An 18093-nucleotide genomic window follows, 5' to 3' on the forward strand; every position below is an offset into this window, starting at 1 on the left:
TTGTGATTTTATTTAGGTTTTACATTTATTGATCTTGGATGCAGGTAGAATCAAAAATCGGTTTCTGGGTTAATCCCGATCGCCCTTTTTACTGTAACTCCAACCGCGCAATTTTGGGCTAACCCTTGCCACGTAAGATATATAATGTCTGAGTCGTGTTGGTCAAACATAGTTTTTTTAACCGTCAATGGCGATCGCAATTTTGCCAACAGCGCGCCCAGTTTCGCTGTAAGTGTGGGCGGCTGCTACCTCTGGTAAGCTGTAAGTGCGATCGACAATCGGCTCAACTTGCTCGGATTCGATTAAATCCCGCAAAATCCCTAAATCGCCCGGATTGGGGTTAGCAACAATTAATTTAGCTTTTTTACCTGGTAAAAACCAGCTCGTCAACATCGGTGCGAGGTTGTCTAAACTCGGCAAAGTCGAGATATAAACTCCCTCGGCTTGCATCACTTTTTCGCATTCAGCAAATGTTTTTGTGCCGACAGCATCCAAGATGATATCATACTTTTCGTGCTGTTGAGTAAAGTCAATCTCTGCATAATCCAGAACCAAATCTGCTCCCAAACCCTTGACAAAATCTCTATTTTTGGCGCTGCAAACTCCCGTCACTTCCGCGTTCATTGCTTTCGCCACTTGCACCGCAAACATCCCGACTCCGCCGGAAGCGCCGTTAATCAATACTTTTTTCCCCGCTTGAATTTCACCCAAATCTCTCAACGCTTGCAAAGCAGTTAAACCTGCGATCGGCACTGCTGCTGCTTCTTCATGGGTGATGTTTTTAGGCTTAAAGGCGGCACTCGATTCTGCCACGACAGCGTATTCGGCGCAAGCACCGCCAGCGATCGGATTTAAGAATGTATAAACTTCGTCTCCGGGTTGAAATTTAGTAACTTCCGAGCCGACTTCCACGACAACTCCCGATATATCTGAACCAACAATTCGAGGAAAGTTAAATCCTGTAAGTAGTTGCAGGTGTCCTTGCCGGATTTTCCAGTCTACGGGATTGACGCTGCTAGCGCGAACTCTGACTAGCAATTCGTTGGATTTGGCGATCGGCTTTTCTAATTCTCGGTACTGCAATTCCTCGGCGGAACCGTAGCGATCGAACGCAACTGCTTTCATGGCAAATTTTCCGGTTTATTTCCAATAGAACACTCAATCCTTTACAATTACAGCACATTCGATCTAAATGTGACACAGTAAATTGAGGAAGCCTTGTAGCAGCGGGCGATCGACTCTTGGAGGCCGACCGACTGGACGCAGGCGTGAGGCAATGGGTTCGCTGGCTGAGTGCGATCGACTAGCGATTAAAGTTAATAGGGACGGGGCGGGCGATTCCATAACCCTGAGCATAATCTACTCCAATCTCCCGCAATTTCTCTAAGATAGTCTCGTTTTCGACAAACTCAGCTATAGTTTCCAGATTCATCGCATGGGCAATATCATTAAAGCCTTCAACGAGCGCTTGAGAAATCAAATTATGGCTAATATTCTTGACAAAAGTACCATCAATTTTTAGATAATCAACTGGTAAATTGATCAGATACGCAAAGGAACTCAACCCGCTGCCAAAATCATCTAAAGCAAAGCGACAACCAATTTTTTTGAGTTCGCTCATGAAATTTCTGGCTTGCTCAAAGTTCGCGATCGCTGCGGTTTCCGTGATTTCAAAACAAATACTCTGAGGAGGAACTTGGTAGCGAGGAAATTGTTCTATCAAAAATCTCATAAATTGATTGTTACTAATGCTAGCGCCTGAAATATTAATCGTATATAAGCCATTAGTAAGAACTTGTTGCCCAGATAAATTATGATAATTTGAGAAAAAAGTTTCGATTACCCAACAATCGATCTCAGTTATCAATCCATAACGCTCGGCGGCGGGAATAAACTCATTGGGAGCGACTATTTCTCCATTTTCGTCTAGCATTCTTAGCAAAATTTCATAATGCTCTACTGATTGGTTAGAAGTAATAGAGACAATCTTTTGGTAATAGAGACAAAAACGATTCGTTTCCAACGCTCGACTGATTTGGGAAACCGCCAGTCTCTCACCACGTTGTCTAATTAGTTCGCTATCATCTAGGCTATAAACATGAACACAGTTGCGGCCTCTGGCTTTGGCCGCATAACAAGCTGCATCAGCCGCTCCCAGAACCTCCATCAAATCTTGGCTGGTTTGGTCAATGGCAACAACTCCAATGCTGACTCCGATAATAAAGGTTTTGCCATTCCAAATAAACCGAAACTGATGCACTAGGTCTTTGAGTTGTTCCGCAATCTTAGCTGCTTGAGAGAGGGGACATTGAGTAAGCAAAAGACCAAATTCATCACCTCCCAAGCGAGCCAGCGCGTCATTAGCGCGAACTCCCTTTTGTAAAAGTGTAGTGATTTGGCGCAGTAGCTCATCGCCAGCAATATGACCTGCGGTATCGTTAACGACTTTGAACTGGTCTAAATCTAAATAACAGAGAGCGTGCTGCTGATTGCTATCTTGAACAGAGGCGATCGCCTCAATTAGTTGCTGCTCAAATCCTCGACGGTTGATTAAACCCGTCAGAGCATCGTGAGTGGCTTCCCAAGAGATTTGACTAGCAAGATTGCGCGATTCGGTAACATCATGAAAGACGATGACTGCCCCGATAATTTGACCTTCGCGGTCTCGAATCGGTGCTGCTGAGTCCTCAACGGCATACTCCGTCCCATCGCGGGCAACGAGAATGGTATGGTTAGCTAAGCCCACAATTCGATTCTCCAACAGAGCCTTGCTAATCGGATTCTCTACTGGCTTTCGCGTTACTTCATTGACAATTACAAAGACTGTAGACAGGGGGAGTCCCTTAGCCTCATGAGCCTTCCAGCCTGTCAGTTGCTCAGCGATAGGATTGAAATATCGCACATTACCTTGAGCATCAGTAGTAATAACTGCATCGCCAATCGATTGGAGCGTCACTTGAGCTAGTTCTTTTTCGGCAAAGAGGGACTCTTCGAGACGTTCGCGTTCTTCAATTTCTCTCAAGAGAAGTAAATTCTGCTCTTGGAGGCTTTGTTGCAACCGCCGGATGGTTAGGTGAGTTTCGACACGAGCTAATACTTCTTCGACTTGAAACGGCTTAGCAATATAATCTACCCCACCAACAGCAAACCCCTGAACCTTATTGAAAGTTTCATTGAGAGCACTCAAAAAAATTATCGGAATGCCTGCGGTTTTCTCGTCAGATTTTAATTGTTTACAAACTTCATAGCCATCCAAATCAGGCAATTTAATGTCAAGTAAAATTAGTTCCGTCCATGGCGATTGGGTGGCTCGGATAGCCATTGCGCCTGTTGTGGCACTGCGAACTTTATAACCATGTGCCCTCAAAGTACGGCTGAGAAGACGCAGGTTATCAGGCAGATCGTCAACAATTAAAATATTGCCTCGGTAGTTAGTACCTGGATCGCTAACCCTATCCCTAGTTCTATCGACAATCCTACTGATTTCCATACTTTCCTCCTGGTAGATCATTATAAGTCTATGACAATCGTTCGGACAGTTTTCAATCACAAACGGTACAATGCGGGTTCTGGGTTTTTTACTCTGTGAAATCACAAACGGTACAATGCGGGTTTGAGTCGCTGCCCAAAAAACTGCCAGGAGTATTGCTATATGAACAAGAGTATACTTGAATTATTAGGCGATCATCAACTCACGCATAAAGTATTCGTGCATCGCAGATATCTAGGGCTGGCACGGTGGCACAGTCACTACAAAATCTGACTTGTTCAGGTAGGGATAATCCTCCTTGGTTGCCCTTCTTCGTTTCGCTTAACATCAGGAGAATATTTTTTCAACCCAAGCAGCCGATTTAGGAACAAGCACATTTCTCAGAGGGCAAATCTACTCGTCATTGCGATCGGATGTCTCGTGCTGCTGGGTTGTCTATTTGACATCTCCCTACTCAAAAGTGGTTTTCCCGGTAGGACTTCGACGATCGAGCGGGCAATGGCAGAACTCAATCGCTAAGCACTTCAGCACTCATGAGTTATTCAGGTTAGATATGATTACACAATTTTTTTCAAGTGGAGGATTCATTCCTCACGGTCACTGCTATCTCTGGCAAACAAACTTAGTAGGATTACATATTTTATCCGATGGTTTAATCGCTTTAGCTTACTACTCCATCCCAATCATGCTAATCTACTTTGTGCGACAGCGCCAAGATACTCCATTTCCGAAAGTAGTTTTTCTGTTTAGCGCCTTCATAATTGCCTGTGGTACAACTCATATCATGGAAATTTGGACGCTTTGGTATCCTACTTATTGGCTTTCTGGAGGAATTAAAGCTATTACTGCTCTGATTTCTATATATACTGCATCTGAGCTAGTGTTTTTAATTCCATCAGCCTTAGCTTTACCTAGTCCAGCTCAACTTATTGTGGCAAATCAAGCCTTAGAGAATGAGATCGACGAGCGCAAGCGGGCTGAAAACGAACGCCAAAAAATTGAGGTGGCTTTACGAAACAGTGAAGAGCAGTTTCGCAAGGCGTTTGAAAATGCGTCAATTGGAAAGGCGCTCGTTTCAGTTGATGGGCACTGGGTTAAAGTCAATCCTGCCTTATGTCAGATTCTTGGCTACTCCTCAGAAGAGTTGTTAGCGTTAACTTTCCAAGACATTACCCATCCCGAAGATTTAGACCTGGATCTTAGTTATGTATATCAGCTATTAGCAGGAACAATTTCAAGTTACCAAATAGAAAAACGGTATTTCCATAAACAAGGAAATATAGTTTGGAGTCTTCTTGATGTATCGCTAGTACAAGATGAACAGGGAAATCCACTGCATTTTATTTCTCAACTTCAAGAAATTACCGCTCGAAAAGAAGCTCAAAAGACGCTAGAGCTTCAGAGTGTTATTATGCATAACATGGCAGGTGGAGTGTGTTTAGTCAAAGCATCAGATATGACGATCGTCTACACCAATCCCAAGTTTGATGAGATGTTTGGCTATGCAGAGGGTGAACTCGCCGGTCAATCTGTTAGTATAATAAATTACCTCGATACAGAGATTACACCCGACAAAAGCGTTGAAGATGTTGTCACTCAAATTGAGCAGCAAGGAGAAGCAAAATATGAAGTCTACAATAAGAAAAAAGATGGAAAACTTTTTTGGTGCAGGGCTTTTACATCCATGTTTGAGCATCCTGAATATGGAACCGTATTTGTTGCGGTTCACGAGGATGTGACAGAGCTGAAACAAGCTGAGCAGGCCTTGCAAGCTACCACAAATCGCCTCAACTTTCTCCTGAACTACAGCCCCGTCGTTATTTTTAGCTCTAAACCTGATGGCAATTATGCAGCAACGTTCATGAGCGAAAATGTCAAAGACGTATTGGGCTATGAAAGCATGGCGTTTTTAGCAGATGCTGAATTTTGGGTGGATAACTTACACGCAGACGATCTAGAACGAGTGCTTAATGGCTTAGCCAATCCATTCGTCAATGATTTTTATTTCCATGAATACCGTATGCGTCACTCAGATGGGGTTTATCGCTGGATGCTCAATCACCTCAGACTAATTCGAGATCCTGCAGGTAGACCAGTGGAAATGTTGGGATATTTAATTGACATTAGCGATCGCAAACAAGCCGAGTTGGAACTTCAGCAAGCTAAAGAAGCAGCAGAAACAGCCAACCGAGCCAAAAGTATGTTCCTGTCCAATATGAGCCACGAACTCCGTACTCCTCTGAATGCTATTTTGGGATTTACGCAATTGATGAGTTACGATCCTGCTCTGACTCCCGAACTCCAACAAGATCTGGCGATCGTCAATCGTAGCGGCGAACATTTATTGGAATTGATTAACGACATTTTAGATTTATCCAAAATTGAGAGCGGACAGATGACACTCTATCTTTCTGACTTTGAGCTAAAAAATTGGCTGAATTCTATTGAAGAAATGTTCCAAATTAAAGCCCAATCGAAACGATTGAAACTAATTGTCGAGCGAGAACCCAATCTTCCCCAATTTGTACATAGCGATGAGAAAAAACTGTATCAAGTCTTAGTCAATCTGCTCGGTAATGCGATTAAGTTTACTAATCAAGGAAGCGTTACCTTACGAGTGAGATCAGAACAAATCGACCAAACGTCCTGTCGCCTATGTTTTGAAATTGAGGATACTGGAGTGGGAATTGATCCAACAGAAGTTGACAGCTTATTTAAGGCGTTCGTGCAAGCTGAAGCTGGGAATAAATTGAATCAAGGTACTGGTCTAGGTCTAGCTATCAGCCAAAGATTTGTCCAACTCATGGGTAGTCAGATTCGGGTTCAAAGCACATTGAATCAGGGCAGCATTTTTTACTTTGAAGTTGGGGTAAAGTTACCTCAAGCAGTCTGCGTTGCCTCAGAATTGCCTAAACAAAGAGTGATTGGTATAGCTCCAGGACAACCAACTTACCGCATCCTTGTGGTTGAAGATGTAGAGGAAAATCGCCGCTTATTGGTCAAACTCCTTACCTCAGTAGGTTTTGAGGTGCGCCAAGCAACACAGGGAGTTGAAGCACTCGGAATGTGGGAAAGTTGGTTCCCAAACCTGATTTGGATGGATCTACGAATGCCGATCGTGGATGGCTACACAGCTACTAAACGCATTAGAGAACACCCTCATGGAAAAGAGACTGTCATTATTGCTTTAACTGCCAGTGCTTTTGAAGAAGAGCGAGAGAAAGCTCTTATGGCTGGTTGTGACGACTTTATGAGCAAGCCATTTCAGGAAGGGCTCGTCTTTGACAAACTCGCTCAACACTTGGGAGTAGAGTACATCTACACAGTTGTAGGAAAAGATTGCCAAAAACTATTTGTTGATTATTTATCTCCAGAAGATTTAGCCGTGATGTCCTCTGAGTGGTTAGAACAAATGTATCAAGCTGCCTACGAGGTTGATTTTGAAGTCATGAACGAGCTAATCAAACAAATTCCCGCATCTAAACCAACCCTTTCCAGTGCGCTAATTGATTGTGTCAATAACTTTCAGTATGACCAAGTTATGGAGTTAATTCGACCTCTGCTCCCGAATCCCGTTTAGTTATCGAGTTTAAGGACAAAGAAGCTATAGTGCTTTCAGCAGTGGGTATATTTCCAATAGAAATCAACAGGGGAAAGGATTTGGGAGTTTTTGGAGATGTCTATTGCAGATATCCATCAGCATGAGGAAATTACATACACACACATTAGATGGAATGTGCTGTATCATATAGCAATTCTCTTTCGTTTGTGAACGGGATTTATTTTTTTTATTAACCGCAGAGGGCGCAGAGGGCGCAGAGAAAGAGAAAAGATAGAGATGGAAAAATGATTGATTTAACTGGAAAGGTAATTTTAGTAACGGGCGGCTCGAAAGGCATTGGTGCAGCGACGGTTCGGACTCTGGTTAATGCTGGGGCCGAGGTGATTTTGCATTACTGTCGCAGTCAGCAAGCGGCGGAATCGGTAGCAGCAAGTGTCGCGGGCGATAAATGTTATTTATTAGCTGCTGATTTGATGTTACCAAAGGCGGCTTATAGTTTGTGGCAAGATGCTTTAAAATGGCGCGGTCATATTGATATTATAGTTAACAATGCTGGGATTATGCAGTCAGCGGAGATAGAGGACGATTTTGATGTTTGGTCGTCAGCTTGGCAGCAAACTCTACAAGTTAATTTAGTTGCTGTTGCCGACTTGTGCCGCGAAGCAATTCTGCATTTTAAGACTCGCAAAGGTGGTACAATTATTAATATAGCAAGTCGCGCTGCTTTTCGTGGCGATGACCCGAATTACCTGCACTACGCCGCCTCAAAAGGTGCGATTGTTGCTTTAACTCGCAGCATTGCTAGAGGATTTGCGGCTGAGAATATTTTGGCTTTTACTGTTGCACCGGGATTTGTCAGTACGGAAATGGCAGATAAGTTTATTCGGGAGTTTGGCGAAGCACAGATTGTGCGTGATATCCCGATCGGCAAAATCGCCCCTCCTCAAGATGTCGCCAACGTTATCGCCTTTCTAGCATCAGGTTTGGCAACCCACGCTACCGGAACAACGATCGACATTAACGGAGCATCTTACGTGCATTGATGCTATCCGTGATACTGCACAAAACATCTAATTGTAGGGTGCGCAATGCGCACCTTACGACTACCTCCAAAGACTCATGAACACACATTTTGCCACCAACCAATTTATAACCTTAGCCAGACGCGAAAACAGCAACAAATAAATTAAATTATATAAAATACTACCTTAAGGAAAACTGATTATGACAGCAGATAACGTAACCAAAAGCAAACGAGTTGCTATCCTGATCGAAAATGGAGTTGAAGATTCGGAATTTCTAGTTCCTTACAACGCCTTAAAACAAGCAGGATTTGATGTAGTTGTCCTCGGTTCGCGGACAAACGAAAAATATGCCGGTAAAAATGGTAAAGTTGCCCAGCAAGCTGACGGAACTACCGCCGAATCATTAGCAGAAGAATTCGATGCAGTGATAATTCCCGGCGGCATGGCTCCCGATACAATGCGGACAAATCCCAATACAGTGCGGTTTGTCAAAGAAGCGATTGAACAAGGAAAAATAGTTGCTGCTGTGTGTCACGGCCCGCAACTTTTGATTGAAGCTGACGCGCTCAAAGGCAAAAATGCGACGGGTTTCTTGGCAATTAAAACAGACATGATAAATGCCGGAGCTAACTACATTAACGAACCTTTAGTAGTTGACGGCAACTTGATTACTTCCCGCCAACCCGGAGATTTAGCAATATTTACTACAGCAATTATGGCGCGCCTCGGTTACGGTGGCAAAGCAGTTGGTTTACCCGAAGAAACGGACATCAGTGCAGAATGGTGGAAACTAGCTAATGGTTGGGGAGGCTCCACACAAAGCGACATTGTTAAAGGTTTGAATACCGCCCTCGCAGGGGAACGCTATGCTTGCGAAGCCTTTCAACATTATGCGGAAAAAACCGGAGATAGCGATTTGCGATCGCTCCTGACGGAAATGATCCAAAATAAACAGAAACACATCCTCGCTCTCGAAAACCGCCTCAACGATTTCGGCGAAAAACCCTCAATTCCCGCCCAAATTGCTGACAAATACGCTAAATTAAAATCCTCCATGCAAGGAACAGATGAAACTTTCTTGCTGCGCAGCACTCTCGGCGATTTGCAAACAGGTGTTGTCGATATCAACCACCTGCGGGCGAAGTTCACAGATCCGGTATCAACTGCCATTTTTACAGAGATAGAAGCGGATTTGTCCAAGTGCGAGCAAGCCGTTGCTAAACTCTTCCGTGCCCGTGCAGTATCTCAAGAAATTAAAGCGCCAAAACCTTCAACTAGCCCCGCTGTCAAGATGTAATCTGCACGCGGATTAACCAGTTTGTAGTTGTGTCTAGGGGTTAAAACCCTCACCCTGAACACAACTACAAATTTGTTGTGCAATGATAAAATACACGCCTTTGCGGTAAAATTAAACCCAAGACTAAAAAGCTGACACTGAAGTAACTGTAAGGTGGAGAGTTTTATTAAATGGGTTCTATTTTTGTTTCAGCGGGACACGGCGGGTTTGAAGGCAGCTTGCGGGATCTGGGGGCGATCGCACTTGGCACCACCGAAGCCCAGGAAATGATCCTAACTCGCGACTTATTAGTAGCGGAATTAAAGCAGCGAGGTCTAGCAACTTTCTCCGTACCCGATACTCTGAGTTTGCTAGAAACTATCGCTTGGATAAACAATCGCAGCCTCGCGGGAGATGTAGCGGTAGAAATTCACGGCGACTCTTTTTCTAGTCCCCAAGTTCGCGGCGCCACCGCGTTTTATATTGGCAGCAACCCCACGCGAAAAGCAGATGCGGATTTAATTTTAAACGGCTATTTACGCAGGTGCCGAGAAATACCAAGCCGCGGCGCAAAAGCAGATACTGAAGCTGGTGTTGGTAGCCTCGGATTTTGTCGGCGCATCAACATTCCTTCGCTACTTATTGAACTCGGTTTTTTGACCAGTCCCGATGACTTGCGAATTATTCAAACTCGTCGCCGCGATGTCGCCCTCGGACTCGCTGACGGACTCGAAGCTTGGTTAAAAAATACGAATTTGAAACCCTTGCCAACACCAACTCCCGCACCGACTCCCGCACCGACTCCCGCACCGACTCCCGCACCGACTCCCGCACCAAAACCTGTAGTTTATCCCTTAATTAATATCCAAATCAACGGTGGGCCGCACGAAGATAAAGGCATTTTGGTGAACGGAAATGCTTTTGTCCCTTCCGAAGTTCTAGACATTCTCAACATCAAACCAGAGGCAGTCGATCGCCGGGTCACGTACAATGGAGTAGTCTTCGTGCGGGCGATCGACTTGCGCGATCGGGATATCTCCGTAGCATGGGATCAGTCTACAACATCAGTAGTGCTGCGATCGCGCCGCGATATCCTCTCAGGCGTAGGAAAAATCATGGATCGCGGTCTAACTACCGCCCAACAAATGACAACATTTCTCACCAAAAATAACAGCAAAGCCCTAGCAGACTTTCCGAATTTACCTCAAATTTACGTGCAAGAAGCAGCCGCCGAAGGAGTCAGCCACGACGTAGCTTTTTGCCAAATGTGTTTAGAAACAAACTATCTCAAATTTGGCATTGCAGTCAAAGCAGAACAATTTAACTTTGCCGACATGGGAGTCATCAGCCCCACAAATTCCGGCCTCTCATTTCCCGACGCCCGGACAGGAATTAGAGCGCAAATTCAGCACCTAAAAGCTTACGGCAGCATCGAACCTATCGACCAACCTTTAGTTAAAGAAAACGTGCGTTTTCGCTTTGTCAAGCGCGGTGTCGCCCCCACCGTCAATGAACTTGCAGGTCGCTGGAATTCTGACCCCTTATACGGACAAAAAATTATCAATATCATCCGGCTTTTGTACGAAAATGCAGGTTTGTTATAAATTTATCTGCATTTAAATCAAAGACTATCTTAGGGTGCATCAGAGCTTAATGTAGCTATCGCAGACTCAAAAAAATTACCTGCTCCGCACCCTACGATTAGTTAGCTGTTCTGCATTTTTATTTAACTACTTGGGCTGGTTATTATTCCCACTCATAATATTTTTTTGATTTGCCGTTACAAGCAATAGCTTGGCAACGATAAAACACAAGCTTTCTTCCTTCTTCCTTCTTCCTTCTTCCTTCTTCTTATCACTATGGTTTCCAGCAACATCCAATTTTCAGACACTCAAAATCATTGGGCAAAAATATTCATTGACGGCCTAGTAGAACGGGCCGTGATCAGCGGTTTTCCCGATCGCACTTTTCGCCCCAACAGCAACCTCACCCGCGCCGAATTTGCCGCCATTGTCAGCAAAGCTTTTCCCGTACCCGACAAACGGCCCTACATTCCCTTTATCGACGTTCCCGCCACTCACTGGGCCGCCGCCGCCATTCAAACAGCATATAAAAGAGGGTTTATCTCCGGCTATCCCGACAACCTGTTTAAGCCCGAAAACAGGATTACCAGAGCCGAGGCATTAGTTGCCTTAGTTAGCGGCATATTTGGGTCAAACGCTCAACCAACAACCAATCTGGTTCTCTCAAACATCTACCAAGACAGTACAGAAATTCCCAATTATGCCAAAAAGGCGATCGTCATAGCCACCCAATCCGAAATAGTCGTCAACTCCCCCAATTTAAACCTATTAAATCCCGCCGGAAATGCAACCAGAGGCGATGTCGCAGCCTGGGTTTATCAAGCATTAGTACATCTCAAAAAAGCGCCAGCAATATACAATCAATATATTATAGTTCTTAGCAAAGTTCCCAGACCCCAAGTTTACGTCAACCACCAGCGAGAATTTCGCGGAGTTTGGATCACATCAGTGTGGAACATTGACTGGCCCTTGAGCAACAAACTCTCAACAGAACAGCAAAAAGCCGAACTGCTAAAAATTCTTGACAGGCTGCAAGAAATGAATTTCAATGCAATTATTCTCCAAATTAGAGCAGCAGGCGATGCCCTTTACGCCTCACAATTAGAACCTTGGAGTGCGTGGCTAACAGGAACTCAAGGAAAGCCACCAGAACCTTATTATGACCCTTTAACATTTGCCATTGCAGAAAGCCACAAACGCAACATCGAAGTTCACGCTTGGTTAAATCCCTACCGCGCCAAAGTTTCTTATACCCAAACCCCTCCCAACGTCAGCCCGCACATCTCTGTTACCAATCCCGAATGCGTTTATCCGTGGGGAGACGACTTGTGGATGGATCCAGGAATTGATTTAGTTGTAGACAAGACTTACAACGTCATTTTAGACGTAGTAAAACGATACGATATAGACGGCGTTCACTTTGACGATTATTTCTATCCTTATCCGATTGCCGGCAAAGAATTTCCCGACAGCAAGATTTACAATAGTTACGTCTCCAGAGGCGGAAAAATGAATTTAGGAGATTGGCGTCGGGAAAATGTTAACAAGCTAGTTAAAAGACTAGGAGAAGGAATTCGAGCAGCCAAACCAAACGTTAAATTCGGCATCAGTCCCTTCGGCATATATCGCCCTGGCCAGCCGCCGCAAAGTCGCGGTTTAGATGCCTACGAAACACTTTACGCCGATGCCAAAAAATGGTTAGTATCAGGTTGGGTAGATTATCTAAATCCGCAACTTTACTGGCGCATCGACCAAACAGCTCAAAGCTATCCAGTTTTGCTGAAATGGTGGCTAGAAAACAACCCACAAAACCGACATATTTACGTGGGAAATAACTTAGGAAAACTTGACGGTCAGAAGTGGAATGTAGAGGAAATCAACAATCAAATTGAGATTACGCGCAACTCCAAACAAAACTTAGCTTTAGGCAATGTTTTCTTCAGCATGAAAGCATTTAGCGACAATCGTCAAAAAATATACGATAATTTCAAATCCAATACATATACGCAACCCGCACTCGTTCCCGTAATGCCTTGGCAAAATGGAACGCGGCCAGCCCCTCCCGCATCAGTCGTAGTCCAAAAAATTGGCAACAGCAATATTTTGCAGTGGAAAAATCCCGCCGATAAAAACATTCGTTCCTGGACGCTTTATCAAAAGAATGGCGATAGCTGGAAGCTCATCAAAATCCTCAATGCAGACACAGTAGAAGTCGCGGTAGGAACGGGGATTTACGCTTTGTGTGCGGTGAGTATCATGGCTGTAGAAAGTGTAGGAGTTTTCATAGAAATAGGCTAATAAAATATAAATGTAAGGTAAACAAGAATATGCAAAACCTGAGACTTCCCGAACAAAGACGAAAAATTTACATTGAAATTGCCCTACGCAGATGCCGTCCTGGTAGTGGCAGTACCTTAGAGTTTCTCAGCAAAAGAACTTGGAACCGTCCGGTGACTAACATTAAAGCTATTATCAAACAAACTCCATTCGTAGTAGTAGGAGGAATTGCAACCAGACTTTATATGCCAGAACGCATGACTGATAAACTTGAGATTTTAGTATTGACTGATGATGCTGAAAATTTATATCAAGAATTAGTGGCTACTGGAAGCATAAAAGTTGGAGAACTCAGCATAGGTGGTAGTAGTTGGCAACTACCAGATGGTAGTATTCTGGATGTTCTTGAATCACAACAACCTTGGGTTAGAGAAGCGATCGCAAATCCCAACATTGCCCCCGATAATTTACCAATTATCGGATTACATTATTTGATATTAATGAAATTACAAGCCAGTCGTGGTATAGATATTGGCGACTTGACACGGATGTTAGGAGGGGCTGATGAAACTGCCTTAGAATTAGTAAGAAAGATAGTAAAAACTTACCTTCCTGATGCGGTAGAAGACTTAGAAAGTTTAATTGTACTAGGAAAATTAGAAAGGGGAGAATTACGTTAATTGTTTAGACTTTACATTGCACTCATTCCCAAAAAATCTTAAAAATATCTGCGTTTATCTGCGCTGCATCTGCTTTTCATCTGCGGTTGACATATCAATCAAAGATTCCTGCAATAAGTCTAAACACTTTCTCTTCGCCAAGATGAACCCAACCGCAGCCAAACCCCTTTTCCTTCTAACTACTGTCAACTGTCAACTGTCAACTGTCAACTGACTTCTTCCTCTAGACAGGAGACACATTGGGTATAAATGCGCTATCCTATTCCCCATATTTTGATGTTGAGGAAAAAAAAGCCGTGGTTCCCTTACGCGATGAAAATCCCACCAGTATCACTCCCTACGTTACCTTCGGGCTGATTGCTGCCAACGTATTAGTATTTTTGTACGAACTCACTTTAGCCGATCGCCAATTAACGCAATTTTTCTACTCATGGGCGGTAGTTCCTTGCCAGTTAAGCAATATGTGCCGGGTATCTCTGCCAGTTTCGCCATTTCCCGAATGGACGACGCTAATTAGCTCGCAATTCCTGCACGCAGGCTTTCTGCACATTGCCGGAAATATGTTATTTTTGTGGATTTTTGGCAACAACGTAGAAGACCGTTTAGGGCACGTTAAATTTATAATATTTTACCTTACCTGCGGCGTTTTAGCATCACTAACTCAGTGGTATTTTTCCTCAGCATCGGCTATTCCTTCCTTGGGTGCTAGCGGCGCGATCGCAGGCGTGATGGGAGCATACATTCTCAGATATCCCCAAGCCAAAGTTTTGACATTGCTGCCCTTGGGAATCTTTATTACTACCGTCAGAATCCCCGCTTTCTTCTTTCTAGCATTTTGGTTTGCACAGCAAGCATTGAGCGGCCTGGCTTCGTTAAATGCGCCGGCAAGTGTCGGCATGGAATCCGGGGGAGTTGCTTACTGGGCCCACGCCGGTGGCTTTGTTTTCGGTGCTATTCTCGGCCCTTTATTGGGGCTTTTTTCTGAGGATAATCAAATTTAGATATAGTTGAAACCGCGTCTATACAAACGAGGACGTACGGTTGAAACCGCGTCTACACAAACAAAGTCCGCCTCCGCGGACTGAAGAAAATAACGTAATTTCAACTGTTATGGTCTTCAACCCGCTATACAAGCGGGTTTTGTTTGTCTAGGTGCGGTTTCAACCGCCCCGTCTTCTGCGTTTTTCTGTGGTTTCCTATCTATTCCTAGATAAACGTGAAGTCAAATCCCGAAAGAGATGTCACCCCAGTTACACCATTTAACTTCGCCAAAATGCGAGAATCGTTGCCGGCGAGGTTATTGCCATTGCCATCATAAATGATGTATGTATTGCCACCGGAATCGTAGGCAAACAAGAAGGCACTTCCTCCCAGAATATTTGCAGAAACAGTTGTCTGCACATTCAGTAGAACTTGGGTGCCACTACTCAGATTCGGGAATCCGGGGGCAAAATTAAACTGATCGGCGATCGGCACACCGAGACCAGTAAAATCAGTAATCACATCGTATCCGCCAGCGGCGATCGCAGCATCGATCGCCGCCGAAGAAGCCGCATCAAACACCGGCCCACCCTCAGCAGGGCTGGTATAGCGGAATTGATTGCTGCCTCCGCCACCCGTCATGGTATCTGCACCGAAGCCACCTACGAGCACGTCGTTATCCAAACCGCCGTTGATCGTATCGTTGCCACCTTGGCCATCAACAGTATCTGCCCCTGCAAAACCGTTCAAATTATCTGGCAAAGAGCCACCAACCAAACTGTTAGGCCCGCTATCAGCCGGCAAGATGGAAACGGCGATCGTACCTACGCCCGGAAGTGTCCCGAATCCGTCGCTGACGCTGTAGGTGAAAGTAGTTGTACCCGCTACGTTGCCGGGGATGAACTGCACCTGAGTGCCCAGATTCACAGCTATGCCCAGTTTCGGCGTACCGACATTGATAATGCTGAGCGGCCCTTTTTGTGGGCTGGAGTCGTTGGCGAGCACATCGATGAAAGTGGGCAGCAAATTATTCGTACTCGTAAATACGATGCCGTCATCGCCAAGTACCGGCGGCAGCGTCGTCGGAAGGGTTGAGGACGCATCGAAAGAGTTGATGTTAATCGCCACTGAGGCTGCCGCCGTGCCACCTTGGTCGTCCGCTACGCTGTAGCTGAACGAACCGGCTTGCCCGATTACATCTGTTTTAGGTTGGAACTTCAAACCTAGCAATTCCAGAACTGTCAATTTTTGGTTCAGGGCGATCGGAGTTGTACCGACAACTACTTGACCAAAAGTCGGATTGGGAATTCCGATGACTCCGATCGATAGGGGCTGGCCCTCTGGATCTGTGGGCTGCGAAATGCTGAGAGACAGAGGCGAATTCTGCAAAGCAGTCAGCGTCTTGCCAGTTTCTAGGATCGGGAGTTCGTTAGGAGTCGGAGTGGTAAAACTCGGTGGCACTGGCCCCCCGCCGAAAGGTGGAGGAGTTGGAGTTGTCGCCGTTGGAGTCGGGACGATAGAAGGACTGGGACTCGGCAATGTCCCCGTAGTCGGAGTCGGACTCGTAATCAGTGTCGGCAATGTCCCCGGCGACGGAGTTGGACTCGGAGTTGTCCCCGGTGATGGTGATGGAGTCGGACTCGGACTTGTCCCCGGAGTCGGAGTCGTCGCCGGAGTTGGAGTCGTCGCCGGAGTTGGAGTCGTCGCCGGACTCGGACTTGTCCCCGGAGTCGGAGTCGTCGCCGGAGTCGGAGTCGTCGCCGGAGTCGGACTAGGAGTTGGAGAAGCAGTTGTCCCCGTCGGTACCGGTGTGGTAACAGGTTTTGTCCCCGTTGCGGGTGTCGGAGAAGCACTTGTCCCCGTCGGTGTCGGAGAAGCACTTGTCCCCGTCGGTGTCGGAGAAGCACTTGTCCCCGTTGGTGTCGGAGAAGCCGTTGTTCCCGTTGTTGGAGAAGGACTTGTCCCCTGAATTGTGAAGGGATTGTCTTCTACGCGCGGTATTTGAGCCGTAGTGAACCTCGATTCATCGAGCGAGTTCGATCGCACATCAACCAAAACCGCCAAAAATTCGCCAGTTTGCTTGTCCTGAATAATCGTGTTGCTAGAATTCGAGCCTTGACCCTGAAAGATGTTTAACTGTGTAAAGTTCAGACCTCCAGCTAAACCGATCGCATCTCCTGCCTTAAAATCTCTGATTAAATCAGCATCACCGATCTCGCGGCCGCCAGTAGTCAGAAACCCGTTACTAGAAACCGACGTACCAACCCTACCGAGAACAAAGATATCCGAACCATCGCCTCCTGTCAGAGTATCAGACCCGCGATCGCCCGAAAGAATATCATCCCCAGCATCTCCAGACAGAGAATCATTGTCATCTCCCCCAAATAGCAGGTCATCACCCTCGCCACCGTCACCAGTATCGTTACCAACACCGCCGCTGATGACATCCCCGCCGTCGCCGCCCAAAAGAATATCATTGCCCGCAGCGCCGATCAGGCAGTCATTACCCGTGTCGCCAGAAACAGTATCATTGCCCTTGTCGCCAAAAATCAGGTCGTCCTCGCCACCTCCACGCAGACAGTCATTCCCTTTACCGCCGTACAGCGTATCGTTGCCTTCAGCACCCAAAACAACATCGTTGCCCTGATCGCCAAAAGCTATATCGTCCCCCAGTTCGCCAGAAACTAAATCATCGCCTTTGCCGCCGCGCGCCGTGTCATTGCCACGGCCACCCTCGACAATATCTTTATCAGCGCCACCATTGAGATAATCGTTACCGTCTTCGCCCCTGATGATATCGTCCCCGTCCCGACCCAGAATCGTGTCGTCCCCGTCGCGCCCGGAAATAGTGTCATTGAACAAGCTGCCGATTAAATAGTTATTCCCGTCATTGGCGACAACTACGCCATCGACAAACAGCGGCTGTGGGGGAGGCGTGGGTACAGTCGGAACTGGTCTAACCACGGGTACGATCGTAATCCCTGGGCCCGTCCCCGTCATCGTCGGAGAAGTCCCCGTCATCGTTGGAGAAGTCCCCGTCATTGTCGGAGAAGTCCCCGTCATCGTCGGAGAAGTCCCCGTCATTGTCGGAGAAGTCCCCGTCATCGTCGGAGAAGTCCCCGTCATCGTCGGAGAAGTCCCCGTCATCGTCGGAGAAGTCCCCGGCGACGGCGTAGGAGTGGTCTCCGGTATAATAATTCTTGGTACTGCACTGGGCAT

General features: G+C 45.9%; 10 protein-coding genes. 7 read left to right on the forward strand and 3 right to left on the reverse strand.

From position 1 onward, the window contains the following. Positions 1 to 177: 177 nt before the first annotated feature. Positions 178 to 1125: an NAD(P)-dependent alcohol dehydrogenase gene (locus QUB66_RS15870; protein ID WP_332966206.1), complete on the reverse strand. Its 948-nt coding sequence runs from the start codon at positions 1123 to 1125 to the stop codon at positions 178 to 180. Positions 1126 to 1303: 178 nt separating this feature from the next. Then, complete coding sequence (locus QUB66_RS15875) at positions 1304 to 3490, reverse strand: EAL domain-containing protein (RefSeq protein WP_332966204.1); 2187 nt, start codon at positions 3488 to 3490, stop codon at positions 1304 to 1306. A 553-nt stretch (positions 3491 to 4043) separates the two neighbouring features. Here QUB66_RS15875 and QUB66_RS15880 point away from each other — a divergent pair. The 7 genes from QUB66_RS15880 to QUB66_RS15910 all read left to right on the forward strand — a co-directional run bounded on the left by QUB66_RS15880 (position 4044) and on the right by QUB66_RS15910 (position 14894). Continuing rightward, positions 4044 to 7070 (forward strand): PAS domain S-box protein, encoded by a 3027-nt coding sequence (locus tag QUB66_RS15880; protein WP_332966203.1) that lies wholly within the window; start codon positions 4044 to 4046, stop codon positions 7068 to 7070. Between the two features lie 266 nt (positions 7071 to 7336). After that, complete coding sequence (locus tag QUB66_RS15885) at positions 7337 to 8095, forward strand: SDR family NAD(P)-dependent oxidoreductase (protein ID WP_265239821.1); 759 nt, start codon at positions 7337 to 7339, stop codon at positions 8093 to 8095. Between the two features lie 181 nt (positions 8096 to 8276). Further along, positions 8277 to 9374, forward strand: coding sequence for a DJ-1/PfpI/YhbO family deglycase/protease (locus QUB66_RS15890; protein WP_332966202.1), 1098 nt, complete (start codon positions 8277 to 8279; stop codon positions 9372 to 9374). A 170-nt stretch (positions 9375 to 9544) separates the two neighbouring features. Continuing rightward, entirely contained in the window at positions 9545 to 10957 is a 1413-nt protein-coding gene (gene tftA, locus QUB66_RS15895; protein WP_332966200.1) for a hormogonium tapered terminus morphoprotein TftA, read from the forward strand. A 336-nt stretch (positions 10958 to 11293) separates the two neighbouring features. Continuing rightward, entirely contained in the window at positions 11294 to 13234 is a 1941-nt protein-coding gene (locus QUB66_RS15900) for a glycoside hydrolase family 10 protein (RefSeq protein ID WP_321161671.1), read from the forward strand. 29 nt (positions 13235 to 13263) lie between these two features. Continuing rightward, entirely contained in the window at positions 13264 to 13893 is a 630-nt protein-coding gene (locus QUB66_RS15905; RefSeq protein WP_332966198.1) for a hypothetical protein, read from the forward strand. Between the two features lie 296 nt (positions 13894 to 14189). Further along, positions 14190 to 14894, forward strand: coding sequence for a rhomboid family intramembrane serine protease (locus tag QUB66_RS15910; RefSeq protein WP_265239814.1), 705 nt, complete (start codon positions 14190 to 14192; stop codon positions 14892 to 14894). A 205-nt stretch (positions 14895 to 15099) separates the two neighbouring features. On the opposite strand, the gene QUB66_RS15915 is transcribed toward QUB66_RS15910, so the two are convergent. Continuing rightward, positions 15100 to 18093, reverse strand: coding sequence for a calcium-binding protein (locus tag QUB66_RS15915; RefSeq protein WP_332966197.1), 2994 nt, complete (start codon positions 18091 to 18093; stop codon positions 15100 to 15102).

It is taken from the genome of Microcoleus sp. A2-C3 (assembly GCF_036706065.1).
Classification (GTDB): Bacteria; Cyanobacteriota; Cyanobacteriia; order Cyanobacteriales; family Microcoleaceae; genus Microcoleus.

Coding starts and splice junctions, on each gene's coding strand:
- QUB66_RS15870 (WP_332966206.1), bottom strand. CDS start 1,125: ATGAAAGCAGTTGCGTTCGATCGCTACGGTTCCGCCGAGGAATTGCAG.
- QUB66_RS15905 (WP_332966198.1), top strand. CDS start 13,264: ATGCAAAACCTGAGACTTCCCGAACAAAGACGAAAAATTTACATTGAA.
- QUB66_RS15915 (WP_332966197.1), bottom strand. CDS start 18,093: ATGCCCAGTGCAGTACCAAGAATTATTATACCGGAGACCACTCCTACG.
- QUB66_RS15880 (WP_332966203.1), top strand. CDS start 4,044: ATGATTACACAATTTTTTTCAAGTGGAGGATTCATTCCTCACGGTCAC.
- QUB66_RS15890 (WP_332966202.1), top strand. CDS start 8,277: ATGACAGCAGATAACGTAACCAAAAGCAAACGAGTTGCTATCCTGATC.
- QUB66_RS15875 (WP_332966204.1), bottom strand. CDS start 3,490: ATGGAAATCAGTAGGATTGTCGATAGAACTAGGGATAGGGTTAGCGAT.
- tftA (WP_332966200.1), top strand. CDS start 9,545: ATGGGTTCTATTTTTGTTTCAGCGGGACACGGCGGGTTTGAAGGCAGC.
- QUB66_RS15885 (WP_265239821.1), top strand. CDS start 7,337: ATGATTGATTTAACTGGAAAGGTAATTTTAGTAACGGGCGGCTCGAAA.